At 71.3% G+C, this 16,137-nt stretch carries 16 protein-coding genes; 10 read left to right on the top strand and 6 right to left on the bottom strand.

All coding sequences use genetic code 11. The annotated features are described in order from the left end of the window. The first annotated feature begins 74 nt into the window (after positions 1-74). The 10 genes from ACWGJ2_RS05225 (at position 75) to ACWGJ2_RS05180 (ending at position 10,025) form a co-directional block, all read left to right on the top strand. Positions 75-1,772 (top strand): nitrite/sulfite reductase, encoded by a 1,698-nt coding sequence (locus tag ACWGJ2_RS05225; protein WP_453344585.1) that lies wholly within the window; start codon positions 75-77, stop codon positions 1,770-1,772. Next, positions 1,769-1,954 (top strand): hypothetical protein, encoded by a 186-nt coding sequence (locus ACWGJ2_RS05220; protein ID WP_453344584.1) that lies wholly within the window; start codon positions 1,769-1,771, stop codon positions 1,952-1,954. The genes ACWGJ2_RS05225 and ACWGJ2_RS05220 overlap by 4 nt, the downstream gene beginning before the upstream one ends. Beyond that, positions 1,951-2,658, top strand: a complete 708-nt coding sequence (locus ACWGJ2_RS05215; RefSeq protein ID WP_453344583.1) for a phosphoadenylyl-sulfate reductase — start codon at positions 1,951-1,953, stop codon at positions 2,656-2,658. The genes ACWGJ2_RS05220 and ACWGJ2_RS05215 overlap by 4 nt, the downstream gene beginning before the upstream one ends. Positions 2,659-2,890: 232 nt before the next feature. Then, positions 2,891-3,469: an adenylyl-sulfate kinase gene (gene cysC, locus ACWGJ2_RS05210; RefSeq protein ID WP_453344582.1), complete on the top strand. Its 579-nt coding sequence runs from the start codon at positions 2,891-2,893 to the stop codon at positions 3,467-3,469. After that, a complete protein-coding gene (cysD, locus tag ACWGJ2_RS05205) occupies positions 3,466-4,416 on the top strand; it encodes a sulfate adenylyltransferase subunit CysD (protein ID WP_453344581.1) in 951 nt (316 codons plus the stop codon). Before cysC ends, cysD begins: the two co-directional genes overlap by 4 nt. A gap of 2 nt (positions 4,417-4,418) precedes the next feature. Further along, entirely contained in the window at positions 4,419-5,780 is a 1,362-nt protein-coding gene (locus ACWGJ2_RS05200; RefSeq protein ID WP_453344580.1) for a sulfate adenylyltransferase subunit 1, read from the top strand. Between the two features lie 201 nt (positions 5,781-5,981). After that, positions 5,982-7,094, top strand: a complete 1,113-nt coding sequence (locus ACWGJ2_RS05195) for an aliphatic sulfonate ABC transporter substrate-binding protein (protein WP_453344579.1) — start codon at positions 5,982-5,984, stop codon at positions 7,092-7,094. Between the two features lie 47 nt (positions 7,095-7,141). Continuing rightward, the gene (locus ACWGJ2_RS05190) at positions 7,142-7,978 is read left to right on the top strand and encodes an ABC transporter ATP-binding protein (RefSeq protein ID WP_453344578.1); all 837 of its coding nucleotides are present in this window, start codon (positions 7,142-7,144) and stop codon (positions 7,976-7,978) included. Continuing rightward, positions 7,965-9,086: an ABC transporter permease gene (locus ACWGJ2_RS05185; protein WP_453344577.1), complete on the top strand. Its 1,122-nt coding sequence runs from the start codon at positions 7,965-7,967 to the stop codon at positions 9,084-9,086. The genes ACWGJ2_RS05190 and ACWGJ2_RS05185 overlap by 14 nt, the downstream gene beginning before the upstream one ends. Before the next feature lie 153 nt (positions 9,087-9,239). Next, a complete protein-coding gene (locus ACWGJ2_RS05180; protein ID WP_453344576.1) occupies positions 9,240-10,025 on the top strand; it encodes a sirohydrochlorin chelatase in 786 nt (261 codons plus the stop codon). Here ACWGJ2_RS05180 and ACWGJ2_RS05175 read toward each other — a convergent pair. From ACWGJ2_RS05175 to ACWGJ2_RS05150, 6 genes are all read right to left on the bottom strand, one after another. Continuing rightward, positions 10,001-11,152 (bottom strand): LLM class flavin-dependent oxidoreductase, encoded by a 1,152-nt coding sequence (locus ACWGJ2_RS05175; RefSeq protein WP_453344575.1) that lies wholly within the window; start codon positions 11,150-11,152, stop codon positions 10,001-10,003. The genes ACWGJ2_RS05180 and ACWGJ2_RS05175 overlap by 25 nt on opposite strands. 105 nt (positions 11,153-11,257) lie before the next feature. Further along, positions 11,258-11,896, bottom strand: a complete 639-nt coding sequence (locus ACWGJ2_RS05170) for a winged helix-turn-helix domain-containing protein (RefSeq protein ID WP_453344574.1) — start codon at positions 11,894-11,896, stop codon at positions 11,258-11,260. A gap of 33 nt (positions 11,897-11,929) precedes the next feature. Beyond that, on the bottom strand, positions 11,930-12,913 hold the full coding sequence (locus tag ACWGJ2_RS05165) for a TauD/TfdA dioxygenase family protein (protein WP_453344573.1): 984 nt from the start codon (positions 12,911-12,913) through the stop codon (positions 11,930-11,932). Positions 12,914-12,973: 60 nt separating this feature from the next. Continuing rightward, positions 12,974-13,879 carry an ABC transporter permease gene (locus tag ACWGJ2_RS05160; RefSeq protein WP_453344572.1) on the bottom strand — a complete coding sequence of 302 codons (906 nt, stop codon included), beginning with the start codon at positions 13,877-13,879 and terminating at the stop codon, positions 12,974-12,976. Next, entirely contained in the window at positions 13,876-14,769 is an 894-nt protein-coding gene (locus ACWGJ2_RS05155; protein ID WP_453344571.1) for an ABC transporter ATP-binding protein, read from the bottom strand. Before ACWGJ2_RS05155 ends, ACWGJ2_RS05160 begins: the two co-directional genes overlap by 4 nt. After that, complete coding sequence (locus ACWGJ2_RS05150; RefSeq protein ID WP_453344570.1) at positions 14,766-15,839, bottom strand: ABC transporter substrate-binding protein; 1,074 nt, start codon at positions 15,837-15,839, stop codon at positions 14,766-14,768. Before ACWGJ2_RS05150 ends, ACWGJ2_RS05155 begins: the two co-directional genes overlap by 4 nt. Positions 15,840-16,137: the final 298 nt, after the last annotated feature.

The raw sequence follows: 16,137 nt of genomic DNA, 5'->3' as shown, positions 1-16,137 counted from the left end.
CCTCGTCCTGGCAGCTCAGGAACCTCATCCGCGCCCAAAAGTCCGTCCGCGTCTGCCCCGAAGGACCTACAGCCATGGCCGACACCCCCGAGCGACCCGCACCCGCAACGAGCCGCAAGAAGGCCGGACGCCACCGCGGCGAGGGCCAGTGGGCCGCAGGACACTTCACGCCACTGAACGGCAACGAGCAGAACAAGAAGGACGATGACGGTCTCAATGTGCGGACACGCATTGAGACGATTTACGCCCATCGCGGTTTTGACTCCATCGACGGCTCCGACCTGCGCGGACGGATGCGCTGGTGGGGCCTCTACACACAGCGCAAGCCCGGGATCAGCGGCGGCAAGACGGCGGTGCTGGAGCCGGAGGAGCTGGACGACGAGTTCTTCATGCTCCGCGTCCGCATCGACGGCGGCAGGCTGACCACCCAGCAGCTGCGCACGATCGGCGACATCTCGCAGGAGTTCGCGCGCGGCACCGCCGACATCACCGACCGGCAGAACGTCCAGTTCCACTGGATCCGCGTCGAGGACATGCCGGAGATCTGGCGCCGTCTCGAAGGCGTCGGCCTCTCCACCACGGAGGCGTGCGGCGACACCCCGCGCGTCATCCTGGGCTCGCCCGTCGCCGGTATCGCCGAGGACGAGATCATCGACGGCACCCCTGCCATCGAGGAGATCAACCGCCGGGTCGTGGGCAACCCCAAGTACTCGAACCTCCCCAGGAAGTTCAAGACCGCCGTATCGGGCTCGCCGCTGCTGGACGTCGCGCACGAGATCAACGACGTGTCCTTCGTCGGCGTCGTCCACCCGCAGTACGGGCCCGGCTTCGACGTGTGGGTCGGCGGCGGCCTCTCCACGAACCCCAGGTTCGGCGTGCGGCTCGGCGCCTGGGTGCCCGTCGAGGAGGTCGCCGACGTGCACGAGGGCGTCGTGGCCATCTTCCGCGACTACGGCTACCGGCGGCTGCGCACCCGCGCGCGGCTGAAGTTCCTGCTCGCCGACTGGGGCCCAGAGAAGTTCCGCCAGGTCCTGGAGGACGAGTACCTGCTGCGCAAGCTCGCCGACGGCCCCGCGCCCGAGGTCCCCGCGGCCAAGTGGCGCGATCACGTCGGCATCCACAAGCAGAAGGACGGCCGCTACTACGTGGGCTTCGCGCCCCGCGTCGGCCGCGTCGACGGCGGCACCCTGAGCAAGATCGCCGACCTCGCCGAGGCGCACGGCTCGGGCCGCGTCCGTACGACGGCCGAGCAGAAGATGCTCGTCCTGGACGTGCCCGAGGAGCAGCTCGAATCGCTCACCGAGGGCCTGGAGGCGCTCGACCTGACCACCAGGCCGTCCGTCTTCCGGCGCGGCACGATGGCCTGCACCGGCATCGAGTTCTGCAAGCTCGCCATCGTCGAGACCAAGGCCCGAGGCTCCTGGCTCATCGACGAACTGGAGCGCAGGATGGCGGACTTCGACGAGCCCGTCACCATCAACATCAACGGCTGCCCCAACTCCTGCGCCCGCATCCAGGTCGCGGACATCGGTCTCAAGGGCCAGCTCGTCACCAACAAGGAGGGCGAGCAGGTCGAGGGCTACCAGGTGCACCTGGGCGGCTCGCTCGGCCTGGAGCCCGGCTTCGGCCGCAAGGTACGCGGTCTGAAGGTCACGGCCGACGAACTCCCCGACTACGTCGAGCGCGTGCTCACCAACTTCCGTGAGCAGCGCGAGGACGGCGAGCGGTTCGCCCAGTGGGCGGCCCGCGCCGAAGAGGGTGCCCTGAAATGAGCGAACGAGCAGCCCCGTTCTACTGCCCCTACTGCGGAGACGAGGACCTGCGCCCTTCCGAGGAGGGGCCCGGCGCCTGGGAATGCGCGGCCTGCAACCGCGCCTTCAAGCTCTCCTTCCTCGGGCTGCTGGCCAAGGGCCTGCGGCGCGAGGACGCCACCGAAGGGGGATCCACCCGATGACCACCGCCCAGCGGTACACCACCGCGCAACTGCGCGGGCTCGCCGAGGAGGCGGGCAGGGAGCTGGAAAATGCTCCCGCACTTGACATACTTCGATGGGCCGCAGAGACCTTCGGCCCCCGTTTCTGCGTCACTTCATCCATGGAGGACGCTGTGGTCGCTCATCTCGCATCGCGCGCGATTCCGGGCGTTCATGTCGTGTTTCTCGACACCGGCTACCACTTTCCCGAAACGATCGGGACCCGGGACGCGGTGGAAGCGGTGATGGACGTCGAGGTGATCACACTCACCCCGAGGCAGACAGTGGCCCAGCAGGACGCGCAGTACGGGCCGAAACTGCACGACAGGGACCCCGACCTGTGCTGCGCGCTGCGCAAGGTGGAGCCGCTGGAGCGGGGTCTGAAGGCGTACGACGCGTGGGCCACAGGGCTGCGCAGGGACGAATCCCCCACACGAGCAAACACACCCGTCGTGGGCTGGGACGACAAGCGCGAGAAGGTCAAGGTGTCGCCGATCGCCCGCTGGACGCAGGCGGACGTGGACGCGTACATCACGGAGCACGGTGTTCTCACGAACCCGCTGCTCAGCGACGGTTACACCTCTGTCGGATGCGCCCCATGCACCCGACGCGTACTAGAGGGAGAGGACGCTCGTGCGGGACGCTGGGCGGGACGCGGTAAGAACGAGTGCGGTATTCACCTCTGAAAGGCACACTGTCGAACAGCCCTACGGCGTATAGCCGAATGGGCGCGCGGAGGCCGGGACAGTGGCCGGAGGTCGGCGGCGGGGGTCGGTGGCCGGAGGACTGCGGGGGACGGCGGTCGGTGGTCGGCGGTGGCCGGAGGACTGCGGCGGTGACCGGGAACGCGGACGCGCCCGTGAGCGCTACACCTCTCGCGCGAGACGACGTTCCGCCGTACATGGCGAAGAAGAGCTGATGAGCGAACACATACCCAGGGAGCCGGAGATGACGGAGACGACAGGTCAGGGAGCCACGGTGTGGCTGACGGGCCTGCCGAGCGCGGGCAAGACGACGATCGCCAACGCGCTGGCACAGGACCTGGCCGCCGCCGGGCACCAGGTGGAGGTGCTGGACGGCGACGAGATCCGCACGTTCCTCTCCGCCGGTCTCGGCTTCTCCCGTACCGACCGTGACACCAACGTTCAGCGCATCGGCTTCGTGGCCGAACTGCTCGCCTCCCACGGAACGAAGGTCCTGGTTCCGGTCATCGCGCCGTACGCGGACAGCCGTGAGGCGGTGCGCAAGCGGCACCAGGCGGAGGGCACCCCGTATCTGGAGGTGCACGTCGCCACCCCCGTCGAGATCTGCTCCGAGCGGGACGTGAAGGGCCTCTACGCCCAGCAGGCCGCGGGCCGGATCTCAGGACTGACCGGAATCGACGACCCCTACGAAGCGCCGGACTCCCCCGATCTGCGGATCGAGGCACACCGGCAGAGCGTCGAGGAATCCGCTGCGGCGCTGCGCGCGCTGCTCACCGAAAGGGGACTGGCGTGACGACGGCAACGACCGCGCGGGAGAGCGGCGGCCCCGGAGAGGGCGACAACCCGTACGCGCTGTCCCACCTGGACGCGCTGGAGTCGGAGGGTGTGCACATCTTCCGGGAGGTCGCCGGGGAGTTCGAGCGCCCGGTGATCCTCTTCTCGGGCGGCAAGGACTCCATCGTGATGCTGCACCTGGCGCTCAAGGCCTTCGCGCCCGCGCCGGTGCCCTTCGCGCTGCTGCACGTGGACACGGGGCACAACTTCCCCGAGGTCCTGGAGTACCGCGACCGCACCGTGGCCCAGCACGGACTGCGGCTCCACGTCGCCTCCGTGCAGGACTTCATCGACAGCGGCCAGTTGCGGGAGCGTCCTGACGGGACACGGAACCCGTTGCAGACGGTGCCCCTGCTCGACGCCATCGACACCAACAGGTTCGACGCGGTGTTCGGCGGCGGACGCCGGGACGAGGAGAAGGCGCGGGCCAAGGAGCGGGTGTTCTCGCTGCGGGACGAGTTCGGCGGCTGGGACCCGCGCAGGCAGCGCCCCGAGCTGTGGCAGCTCTACAACGGGCGGCACTCGCCTGGCGAGCATGTGCGGGTCTTCCCGCTGAGCAACTGGACCGAGCTGGACGTGTGGCAGTACATCGCCCGGGAGAAGATCGAACTCCCGGCGATCTACTACGCGCACCGGCGTGAGGTCTTCTCGCGCAGCGGCATGTGGCTGGCCCCCGGCGAGTGGGGCGGCCCCTCCGAGCGCGAGCCGCTGGAGGTGCGCCAGGTGCGGTACCGCACCGTGGGCGACATGTCCTGCACCGGCGCCGTGGACTCCGACGCCGACACCATCGAGAAGGTCATCGCCGAGATCGCGGCCTCCCGCCTCACCGAGCGGGGCGCCACCCGCGCCGACGACAAGCTCTCCGAAGCCGCCATGGAAGACCGCAAGCGCGAAGGGTACTTCTAGACATGAGTACATCTGTCACCACAGGCACCGAGGACGACGTGCTGGCGTCCACCTCGCTGCTGCGTTTCGCGACCGCGGGTTCCGTCGACGACGGGAAGTCGACGCTGGTCGGGCGGCTGCTGCACGACTCCAAGTCGGTGCTCGCCGACCAGTTGGAGGCCGTCGAGCACGCCTCCCGCAGCCGCGGCCAGGAGGCGCCCGACCTGGCCCTGCTCACCGACGGCCTGCGCGCCGAGCGGGAACAGGGCATCACCATCGACGTGGCCTACCGCTACTTCGCCACCCCCCGCCGCCGCTTCATCCTCGCCGACACCCCCGGCCATGTGCAGTACACCCGCAACATGGTCACCGGGGCCTCCACGGCCGAACTCGCCGTCGTCCTGGTCGACGCCCGCAACGGCGTGGTCGAGCAGACCCGCCGGCACGCCGCCGTGGCCGCGCTGCTGCGCGTCCCGCACGTGGTGCTGGCCGTCAACAAGATGGACCTCGTCGGCTACGAGGAGGCCGTCTTCGCCCGTATCGCCACCGAGTTCACCACCTACGCCGCCTCCCTGGGCGTCCCCGAGATCACCGCGATCCCGATCTCGGCGCTGGTGGGCGACAACGTGGTGACGGCCTCGGCGAACATGGACTGGTACGGCGGGCCCACCGTCCTGGAGCACCTGGAGACCGTCGCGGTCACCCACGACCCCAGCGACGACCCGGCCCGCTTCCCCGTCCAGTACGTCATCCGCCCCCAGACCGCCGACCACCCCGACTACCGGGGCTACGCGGGCCAGATCGCCTCAGGTGTGCTGCGCGTCGGCCAGGAGGTGACGGTCCTGCCCTCCGGGCGCACCAGCGCCATCGAGGGCATCGACAACCTGGGCCAGTCCGTGGACGTCGCCTGGGCGCCCCAGTCCGTGACCGTGCGCCTGGCCGACGACCTGGACATCTCGCGCGGCGACATGATCGTCCCCCGCGACGCCACCGTCACCGCCACCCAGGACATCACCGCGACGGCCTGCCACCTGAGCGACACACCCCTCAAGCCCGGCGCGCGCGTGCTGCTCAAGCACACCACCCGCACCGTCAAGGCCATCGTCAAGGAGATCCCCTCGCGGCTCACCCTGGACGACCTCTCCCAGCACCCAGAGCCCGGGGAGCTGGTCGCCAACGACATCGGCCGACTCGTCCTGCGCACCGCCGAGCCCCTGCCCCTCGACCCCTACGCCGACTCCCGCCGCACCGGCTCCTTCCTCCTCATCGACCCCGCCGACGGCACCACCCTGACCGCCGGCATGGCGGGCGACGCCTTCGCCGAGGTGGCGAAGGAGGCCGCGCCACGGCAGGCGGAGCAGGACGACGAGGGCTGGGACTTCTGACGATGTACGCGTCGATGTTCGCGTCCACCGAGGTCTTCTCGACCTTCGACCAGACGGGCGGCCGGATCGGCAGTGGCGTCCGTGGCAGCGGCCAGGGCGGGGTCGGGCGATGCCGCGGCTGATGTACGTCACGCACGTCGCATCAGTCCGTACCCGCGCCCGCGCCCCGTTCAGCCGCCGCCCCACCGAGAGGACCGTCCCGTGTCTCCCACCGCCCGCAGAACCCTCCGCTCGCTCTCCGTTCTCGCCACGCTCCCGCTGCTCCTGACGGCCTGCGGCTACGGTTCGAAGGCCGTCGAGGACAAGGGCGGCCCCGCGGCGGCGGGCGGCAAGAAGATCGACGGGCTGGACGAGGTGAAGGTCGGCTACTTCGCCAACGTCACCCACGCCACGCCCCTGGTCGGCCTGCGCGACGGCGGGGAGATCCCCGAGGAGCTGGGCGGCACCAAGGTCGGCACCCAGGTCTTCAACGCGGGCCCCTCCGCCATCGAGGCCCTGAACGCCAAGGCCGTGGACATGACCTGGGTCGGCCCCTCCCCCGCCATCAACGGCTACACGAAGGCGAACGGCAAGAACCTGCGCATCGTCTCGGGCGCCACCTCGGGCGGCGCCTCCCTCGTCGTGAACCCGGACAAGATCAAGTCGCTGGACGACCTCAAGGGCAAGCGCATCGCCACCCCGCAGCTCGGCAACACCCAGGACGTGGCCCTCCTCAACTACCTCAGGGGCAAAGGCCTGAAGGTGGACGCCGAGACGGGCAAGGGCGACGTCTCCGTACTGCGCCAGGACAACAAGGAGATCCCCACCACCTTCCAGCAGGGCGGCATCGACGGCGCATGGGTGCCCGAGCCCACCGCGTCGAACCTCGTCGCCAAGGACGGGAAGGTCCTGCTGAACGAGAAGAAGCTCTGGGACAAGGGCGAGTTCGTCACCACCAACCTCGTCGTCCGCCAGGACTTCCTCAAGGAGCACCCCGACGTCGTCGAGGCCGTCGTGCGCGGCTCGGTGAAGACCAACGCCTGGATCGACGAGCACCCCGACGCGGCGAAGAAGCACATCAACTCGGCCCTGGAGCGCGACGCGGGCAAGCCGTTGCCGCAGAAGGTGCTCGACTCCGCCTTCAAGGACATCGAGGTCACCGACGACCCGCTCGCCTCCACGCTCAAGGAGCAGGCCGAGCACGGTGTCGAGGCGGGACTGCTCAAGAAGTTCGACCTCAAGGGCATCTACGACCTCTCCATCCTCAACAGGGTGCTGAAGGGCCAGGGACAGCCCGCGGTCGAGGACGCCGGACTCAGCAGCGGCGGCAACTGACCCGTGCCGCCCGCCCCGTACCCGCACACCTTCCGGAGGTGACAGCGATGCCCCCCACCACCACCCTGACCACGAAGCCCGGGACCACGACCGGGACCACGGCCGCTCCGAAGCGGCAGCACGCCAAGCGCGACGGCGGCTACGCCGCCCGTATCGAGCACGTCTCCAAGTCCTTCGGCCGCCCCGGCGCACAGCAGCAGGTACTGGACGACATCACCCTCGATGTCGCACCCGGCGAGTTCGTCACGCTGCTCGGCGCCTCGGGCTGCGGCAAGTCCACCCTGCTCAACCTGATCGCCGGTCTCGACAGCCCGTCGGAGGGCGCCATCGAGGTGCCGGGCGGGCGGCCCGCGCTGATGTTCCAGGAGCACGCGCTGTTCCCCTGGCTCACCGCGGGCAAGAACATCGAGCTGGCCCTGAAGATGCGCGGGCTGCCCAAGTCCGAGCGGCGGGGCGAGGCGGAACGGCTGCTGGAGCTGGTCCGGCTGACCGGCGCGTACCGCAAGCGGGTGCACGAGCTGTCCGGCGGCATGCGGCAGCGCGTGGCGCTGGCGCGGGCGCTCGCGCAGGACAGCCAGCTCCTGCTGATGGACGAGCCGTTCGCGGCGCTCGACGCCATCACGCGCGACGTGCTGCACGAGGAGCTGACCCGGATCTGGTCCGAGACCAGCGTCTCGGTGCTCTTCGTGACGCACAACGTGCGCGAGGCCGTCCGGCTGGCCGAGCGCGTCGTGCTGCTCTCCTCCCGCCCCGGGCGCATCGCCCGTGAGTGGGAGGTGGACATCCCGCAGCCGCGCCGCATCGAGGACGCGGACGTGGCCAGCCTGTCCGTGGAGATCACCGAACAACTGCGGGGGGAGATCCGCCGACATGGCCAGCACTGAGACCACCGACACGGGATCCCCGACGCCAGAGGGCGCGCGGGGCGACGGCACGGCGGGCGCGGGCGCGGGCCCGCCGGGCAAGGTGGCGGCAAGGGACGCGCCCGAGCCGCCCGGCACGAACGGCGCGGGCGGCACGGGCAGCTCGACCGGCCCGAACGGCACGGCGAAAACGAAGGAAGCGAAGGACACGAAGGACGCGGTGAGCACGAAGACCGCCAGGACCACGAAGGCGCCCACCGCGGGCAAGCAGGACGCGGCGGCCGAGCTGGCCGGTCTGGAGGCCGGGCTCGACGCGCTCGACACCCGCACCACGACCAGGCCGCCCATCGGCCGCGTCCTGGTGAAGAAGGTGCTGCCCCCGGTCGTCGCGGTCTTCCTCGTCCTCGCCCTGTGGCAGACGGCGTTCGCGCTGCACGTCAAGCCGGAGTACCAGCTCCCCAGCCCGCTGATGGTCTGGAACGCGCTGGCCGAGGAGTGGTACAAGGGCACGATCCTCGGCATCATCTGGCAGAGCGTGTCGCGAGGTGCGCTGGGCTTCGTCATCGCGCTCCTCGTCGGTACGCCACTGGGGCTGCTGGTGGCGCGGGTCAAGCCCGTACGGGCCGCGATCGGGCCCATACTCTCGGGGTTGCAGTCGCTGCCCTCGGTGGCCTGGGTGCCGGCCGCGATCATCTGGTTCGGGCTCACCGACGCCACGATCTACGCCGTGGTGCTGCTCGGCGCCGTGCCCTCGATCGCGAACGGGCTCGTCGCGGGCGTCGACCAGATCCAGCCCATGCATCTGCGCGCGGGCAAGGTCATCGGCGCGACGGGGCTGCGGGGCGTGCGGCACGTGCTGCTGCCCGCCGCGCTGCCGGGCTACATCGCGGGGCTGAAGCAGGGCTGGGCGTTCTCCTGGCGCTCCCTGATGGCGGCCGAGCTGATCGCCACCTCGCCCGAACTGGGCGCGGGGCTCGGCCAGTTGCTGGAGACGGGGCGCTCGTACCAGGACATGCCGCTGGTGCTGGGCGCGATCCTGCTGATCCTCCTGGTGGGCATCGGCATCGAACTGCTCATCTTCGCCCCCGTGGAGCGCCGGGTGCTGCGGGCACGCGGCCTGATGCGGTAGGGCGGCCCGGACGAGGTTGCCGCGGTGGCCCCGGGTTCGTGTTCCGGGGCCACCTGCCACCGCGACGCCGGAGCGGCGAACCGTTCGCCGTTCCCGTAAGAGAACACGCCGGAACAGAGACACGTCGGAAGAGAAGCGAGAGAAGCGACAGCCATGCTGAACCATCCACGACCCGCACTCGTGGTCGTGGCGCACGGGAGCCGAGACCCCCGGCACGCCGCGACCGTCGCGGCGCTGTGCGCGCGCGTGCGCGCGATGCGGCCCGGCCTGCGCGTCGAGGTCGGCTACCTCGACTTCAACGCGCCCAGCGTCCCGCAGGTGCTGGAGCGGCTGCACGCCGAGGGCCTGCGCGACATCGTCGCGCTGCCCCTCCTCCTGACGCGGGCCTTCCACGCCAAGTCCGACATCCCCGCCGTGCTGCACGAGGTGACGGCGCGGCTGCCGCGCCTGTCCGTACGGCAGGCGCCCGTGCTCGGGCCGCACCAACTGCTGGCGACGGCGCTGGAGCGGCGGCTGCGGGAGGCCGGGCTGCGGCCCGGCGACGAAGCGTCCACCGGGGTCGTCCTGGCCTCGGCGGGTTCCACCGACCCGGAGGCGATCGCAGTGATCGCAGATGTCGCGCGGGAGTGGCGGCGTACCACTGGCTGGTGCGCCGTGCGGCCTGCGTTCGCCTCCGCATCCCTTCCCCGTACGGCCGACGCCGTGCGCGCCCTGCGCGCGGACGGCGTCGAGCGGATCGCCGTCGCGCCGTACGTCGTCGCGCCGGGCTTCCTGCCCGACCGCATCGCCGCCGGGGCCCGCGAGGCGGGCGCCGACGTGCTCGCGCCCGTCCTCGGCGCCGCGCCGGAGATGGCGGCGCTCCTCGCGCTGCGCTACGAGGAGGCCGCCGCCGGCTCCCGTCGGCCCGGCTCCCGTCAGCCCGCCGCGCTCAGCGCGTAGCCGCCGCCGTCCCTCGCCGCGGCCCGCTCGCCCGCGGGGACGAACAGTCCCTCGCGGCGCAGCAGCGGGAGCACCCCCTCGCCGAACCAGTACGCCTCCTCCAGGTGCGGGTAGCCGGAGAGTACGAACTCCTCGATGCCCACGTCCCGGTACTCCTTGATCAGCCCGGCCACCTCGGCGTGGCTGCCGACCAGGGCCGTTCCGGCGCCGCCGCGCACCAGGCCGATGCCCGCCCAGAGGCCGGGGTGGATCTCCAGCCCGTCGCGGCCACCGCCGTGCAGGGCGAGCATCCGCTTCTGGCCCTCGGACTCGCTGCTGCCCAGGCCCTTCTGGACGGCGGCGACGGTCTGCGGGTCGAAGCCGTCGAGCAGCCGCCGTGCCTCCGCCCAGGCGGCCTCCGACGTGTCGCGGGTGATGGTGTGCAGCCGGATGCCGAAGCGCGGGCTGCGGCCCTGCCCGGCGGCGAGCGCCCGCACCCGGGCGATCTTCTCGGCGACCTGCGCGGGCGGCTCGCCCCAGGTGAGGTAGACGTCGGCGTGGCGCGCGGCGACGTCGAGCGCGGCGGGCGAGGAGCCGCCGAAGTACACGTCGGGCACCGGCTCGGGCAGCCGGGTCAGCGCGGCGCCCTCGACGGACAGGTGCGCGCCCACGTGGTCGACGGTCTCGCCCCGCCACAGCGCCCGCACGATCCCCAGGAACTCTCCGGTACGGGCGTAGCGCGCGTCCTTGTCGAGGAAGTCGCCGTAGGCGCGCTGCTCCTTGCTCTCGCCTCCGGTGACGACGTTCAGCAGCAGCCGGCCGCCGCTCTGGCGCTGGTAGGTGGAGGCCATCTGCGCGGCGAAGGCCGGGGAGAGGAAGCCTGGGCGGAAGGCGACGAGGAACTTCAGCCGCTCGGTGTGCTGGCTGATCATGGCCGTGGTGAGCCAGGCGTCCTCGCACCAGGCGCCGGTCGGGGTGAGAGCACCGGTGAAGCCCAGGTGTTCGGCGGCGCGGGCGATCTGGGTGAGGTAGGGGACGCTGGGCGGCCGGTCGGCGGCGGAGGCGGTGGCGGGCGCGCCGTGGCCACCGCCGACGACGTGGCGGCTGTCGCCGCTGGTGGGCAGGAACCAGTGGAAGGTCAGGCTCATGGAACGGGTTTCCCTCGGATTTCCTCAGGTCGGAACGGGGGGCGGGCGGGGGGGGGCGGCACGGAGGGGGTTACCTGCCGCCCCGGGGAGGGGGTGCGCGGATGGTCAGCCGGTGACGGGCACGTACTTGTAGCCGACGCGGCGGACCGTGACGATCTGCTCGCGGTGGCCCGCGCCGAGCTTGCGGCGCAGGCGGGCGATGTGGACGTCGACGGTGCGGCCGTCGCCGATGTGGCTGTAGCCCCACAGGGTGCCCACCAGGTGGTCGCGCGAGTGCACGCGGTGCGGGTGCGCGACGAGGTGGGCCAGCAGCTCGAACTCCAGGTAGGTGAGGTCGAGTGCGCGCCCGTCGACCTCGGCGATGTGCCGTTCCGGGTCGATGTGGATGCCCTTGCGGGCGGGGGTCGCGGGGGTGGCTGGGGCGGTGCCGCTGTCTCCCTGGGCGCGCGGCGTGCCCGGATCGCCGGGATGCGGCGGCGTGGGCGGCTCGCCTGTGTAGGTCAGCGGCCTGACCTCCGCCTTCGCCCCCGACGGCGCGAGGAAGTCCGCGGGATCGGTGCCCTCGGGCACGAGCACCAGATAGCCGACGAGCGGCGTACCCCGTTCGTTGCGCGCGCCCCGGTCCTCACCCCCGTCGTCGTACGTGAGTTGCCCGGGGAGCTGTCCTGGCAGCAGCCCGTCGGGCAGGGCTTCGCGTACGACGCGCAGGTGACGGGAGTCGGCGGCGAGGGCGGCGGTGGTCATGGTGGTCTCCTCAGCAGGCGGGCGGTGCCCGGGTCAGGCCGCCGCGGAGGCGGCGGGATCGGCGGTGTCAGCGGTATCGGCGCTATCGGCGGGGGTGTAGTGCGCGGCGTCGTCGCCCTCGACGGCGTAGCTGCGCCTGCCGTCCGTCCCCACCGGGAGGTCCCCTGCGACGGTGACGCGGTGCAGGCGGCGCGGCAGGTCGCCGTAGTCGTCGGGCGCGTAGTGCTGTGTGATGCGGTTGTCGAAGAGGACGAGGTCGCCCGGCTGCCAGGCGACACGCACGATGTTCTCGGGGCGGGTGACGTAGCCCTGGAGTATGCGCAGCAGATCGCGGGAGTCGGCGGGCCCGATGCCGACGAGGGACTGCGCGAACCCGCCGATGAACAGGCCGCGTTCGCCGCTCTCCGGGTGCACGCGCACGACCGGGTGCGCGGTCTTCCACCTGCGGGAGGTGAACACCTTGCGGTGCTCGGCGACCGCCTCGTTCTTGGGCGCCGCGTAGTCGTAGTCGTTGGTGTGGACGGCCCACAGCTTGTCGGCCAGCTCGCGCAGCGGCTCGGGAAGGTCCTGGTAGGCGGCGGCCGAGTTGGCGATGAGGGTGTTGCCGCCGTAGGGCGGTACGACGAGGCTGCGCAGGGTGCTGGCCTTGGGCGGCGTCCGTACGAAGGTGACGTCGGTGTGCCAGTGGTTGGCGCGGATGCCCTCGCCGCCGTCCACGGGGAGGATGTTCGGCCGGCCCTCGACCGAGGGGACGGTGGGATGCGCCGTCGTCAGCTCACCGAAGAGGGAGGCGAAGCGCACCTGGGCCGCGTCGTCGAGGTGCTGGTCGCGGAAGACGAGCGCTTTGTGCTCCAGGAGGGCCGCGTTCAGCTCCCGCACGAGTGCGGAATCGGGCTCGGTGGTCCCGGTGGACCTGGTGGTCGCGGTGATCTCGGCTGAGAGGTCGACGCCGTGGATCTCCGCGCCGATACGGCCGCCGATGCGGCGGATGTCGAATCCGGGGGTGCTGCTGCTCATGGCGGGGTGCTGCCTTTCTGTCGGGGTCCGCGTTGTACGGGGGTGGTGGATACGGAGCCGTCAGGCCGTGCGCCAGGAAGTGAAGCGGCGCTCCAGGGCGACGAGGAGCTGGTTGAAGGCGACGCCGATCGCGGAGATCGTGACGATCCCGGCGTACATCTGCGGGATGGCGAAGTTGAACTGCGAGTTGTTGATCAGGAAGCCGAGCCCGGCTTTCGCGCCGACCATCTCGGCGGCGACGAGGACGAGGATGGCCACCGCGCCCGCCAGCCGGATGCCGGTGAAGATGACGGGCACGGACGCGGGGAGGATCACCTTCTGGAAGAGCCGCAGCGGGGAGAGGTCCATGGAGGCGGCCAGCCGCAGCAGCGTCGGATCGACGGTCCGCACGGCGCTGATGGTGTTGAGCAGGATGGGCCACGTGCACGCGTAGAGCACGATCGAGATCTTCGACGTCTCTCCGATGCCGAGCAGCAGCACGAAGACCGGGAGCAGCGCGAGCGCGGCCGTGTTGCGGAAGACCTCCAGCAGGGGTCCGAGGAAGTCGGCGAGGGGCCGGTACCAGCCGATCAGCAGCCCGAGCGGCACGGCGATGACGACGGCCAGCGCGAACCCGGCGAGCGACCTTCCGAGGCTGGCCTGCGCGTCGTCGAGCAACTGCCCGTCGGCGAGCAGCTCCCACCAGGCGAGCGCCACCTCGGAGCACGGCGGCAGGAAGGTGCGGTCCACCAGCGCGAGCCGGGGCGCCGCCTCCCACACTGCCAGCAGGACGAGGATCGCGGCGACGCGGGTGAGGGCGCGCGGCACGGCGCCGAGGAGGCCGGTCAGGGCGGCGCGGACGGGGGCGCCCCGAGCGGGTGCGGGGACGTCCGAGGTGTCCACGAGGGTGTCCGGGTCCGGGCTCCGGTCCGGGTCCGGGTCCGGGTTCCGGCGGGTGTACGCGGGGGTCAGTGTCTTCTCGCTCATGCCGCCGACGGCTCCCTCTCCTGACGCTGCGCGGTGCTGATCTCGTCGTGCAGCAGCTCCCAGAGGCGGTGGCGCTGCTCGGCGAACGCGGCGCTGGAGCGCACGTCCTCGCCCTCCGTACGGGAGCCGAGGTCGATGGGCACGACCTCCTTGACGCGTCCTGGCCGCGAGGTCAGCACCGCGACGCGCTGGCCCAGGTGCACGGCCTCGTCGATGCTGTGGGTGATGAAGACGACGGTCTTGCCCGTGCGTTCCCAGACGCGCAGCAGCTCGTCCTGGAGCGATTCGCGGGTCTGCGCGTCGAGCGCGCCGAAGGGTTCGTCCATCAGCAGCACGCCCGGGTCGTAGGCGAGGCTGCGGGCGATGGCGACGCGCTGCCGCATGCCGCCGGACAGCTCGTGCGGATGCCGGTCCTCGAAGCCCGTGAGCCCGACGAGGGCCAGCACCTCGCGGGCCCGCTCGGCCCGCTCCCCGCGCGGTACGCCGGTGGCCTCAAGCCCGAACTCGACGTTGCCCTGTGCGGTGCGCCAGGGCAGCAGCGCGTACTGCTGGAAGACGATGCCCCTGTCGAGTCCGGGGCCCGTGACGGGCTCGCCGTCGAGGAGGATGCGGCCCGAGGTGGGGGTGGTGAGGCCGCCGAGCAGATCGAGGAGGGTGGACTTGCCGCAGCCGCTGGGGCCGACGAGGACGGTGAACTCGCCGTCGGCGATGTCGAGGCTGATGTCCTGGAGCGCGGTGACGGTGGCGGGCGCGGCGCGCCTGGCGCGGCCCTTGGCCCGTACGGGGAAGGTCTTGCCGACGCCCTCCAGCCTGAGCTTCGGTACGACTTCCGGCGGCGTCCGCGCCGGTACGGGACGTGTCTGCGTCAGTGTCGGTGTCTGCGGCGTCATCGGGCACTGCTCCCTGCGCGGTAGCGGTTGTAGTCGTTGGTGTAGATGTCGCTGATCCCGACCCGCCCCGGCTTGATGTCGCCGCGCTCCTCCAGCCAGTCGGCCCAGGTGGACAGCTCGTCGCGGGCGATGCGGCCACCGGTGCCCGCGACCCCGTAGGACTTCCAGTAGCGCAGCGGTTCGGTGTCCTCGCTGCGGTCGCGGCGGCGCACGATGCGGACCATCCGGTCCACGACCTCGTCGCGCGGTGTGCGGCGCGCCCACTCCAGGGCGCGGGCCACGCCGGTGACGAAGGTGCGCGAGGTCTCGGGGTTGCGGGCGAGGAAGCGATCGGCCATCACGTACGTGCCCGCGCTGAAGGAGCCGAGCAGTTGGTGGTCGTCGAAGAGGGCGCGTATGCCGCCGTGTTCGACGGCCTTGTCGCGGATGATGTCGCCGAGCACGGCCACCTCGATCTGGCCCTTGCGCAGCGCCTGCTCGGTGTTGACGGGCGGCAGCGCGATCCGCTCGACCCTGTCCGCCTCGTCGCGGGTGAGGCCCTCGCGCCGCAGATAGGTGTCGAGCATGGCCTCGGAGTGCGCGCCCAGGGTGTTCATGGCGACCCGCTTCCCGATGAGGTCGCGGGCCGAGCGCACCGGGCTGCCGTTGAGGACGTAGAAGCCGTTCCAGCGGTACTTGTCGACGCCGTAGTAGCTGATCACGGCCTTGACGGGTGCCTTGGCCGCGGCCATCTTCACGACCGCGCCGTTGAAGGCGCCGCCGAAGTCGACGTCACCCGTCGCGGCCGACTGGATGTCCTGGGGCCCGCTGGTGGTGTTGCCGACCCAGGAGAGCTTGACGTCCTCCAGGTAACCGAGATCGTCGGCGAGTTCGGCCGGGATGACGGTCCCGGCCCAGCCCTGGTAGCGCAGGGTCTTCGTGGGCTTCGGGCCACCGCCGAGCGCGGTGCCGCAGCCCGCGGTGGCCGCTCCGAGGGCCGCCGCTCCCGCGAGGGAGAGGAACGTCCTGCGGGGTGTGCCGGATTTTCGGGGGGTGCTGAGGGTGCTGGGTGTACTGGGTGTGCTGGGCACGGGAGGGCTCCGTGGGTACGTACGTGGCGGCGCGGGCCCGCGTCCCTACGGGGCGGCTACGGGAGCCGCCGACGCGGTGACACGGCGAGGCGGTGACGCGCATCGCGCACGCATACGTGAACAGGCGGAATGGTGAGGGGCGCCATGACGGAATACCGCGCCCCGGAGAGCGGCGGAATTCCGGAAAGGGGCAGGCCAAAACCCAGCGACCGCTTTCGTCATTCCCGGGGGAATACGACCGCGAGAACCATGAGGTGAATGCGGCTCAGATCCGCCCGGACCGCTCCGCTAGCGGACA

The organism is Streptomyces sp. NPDC054796, from assembly GCF_053611545.1.
Note: the sequence above shows the minus strand (reverse complement) of the source record. Positions and strands in the feature narration are given on the sequence as shown.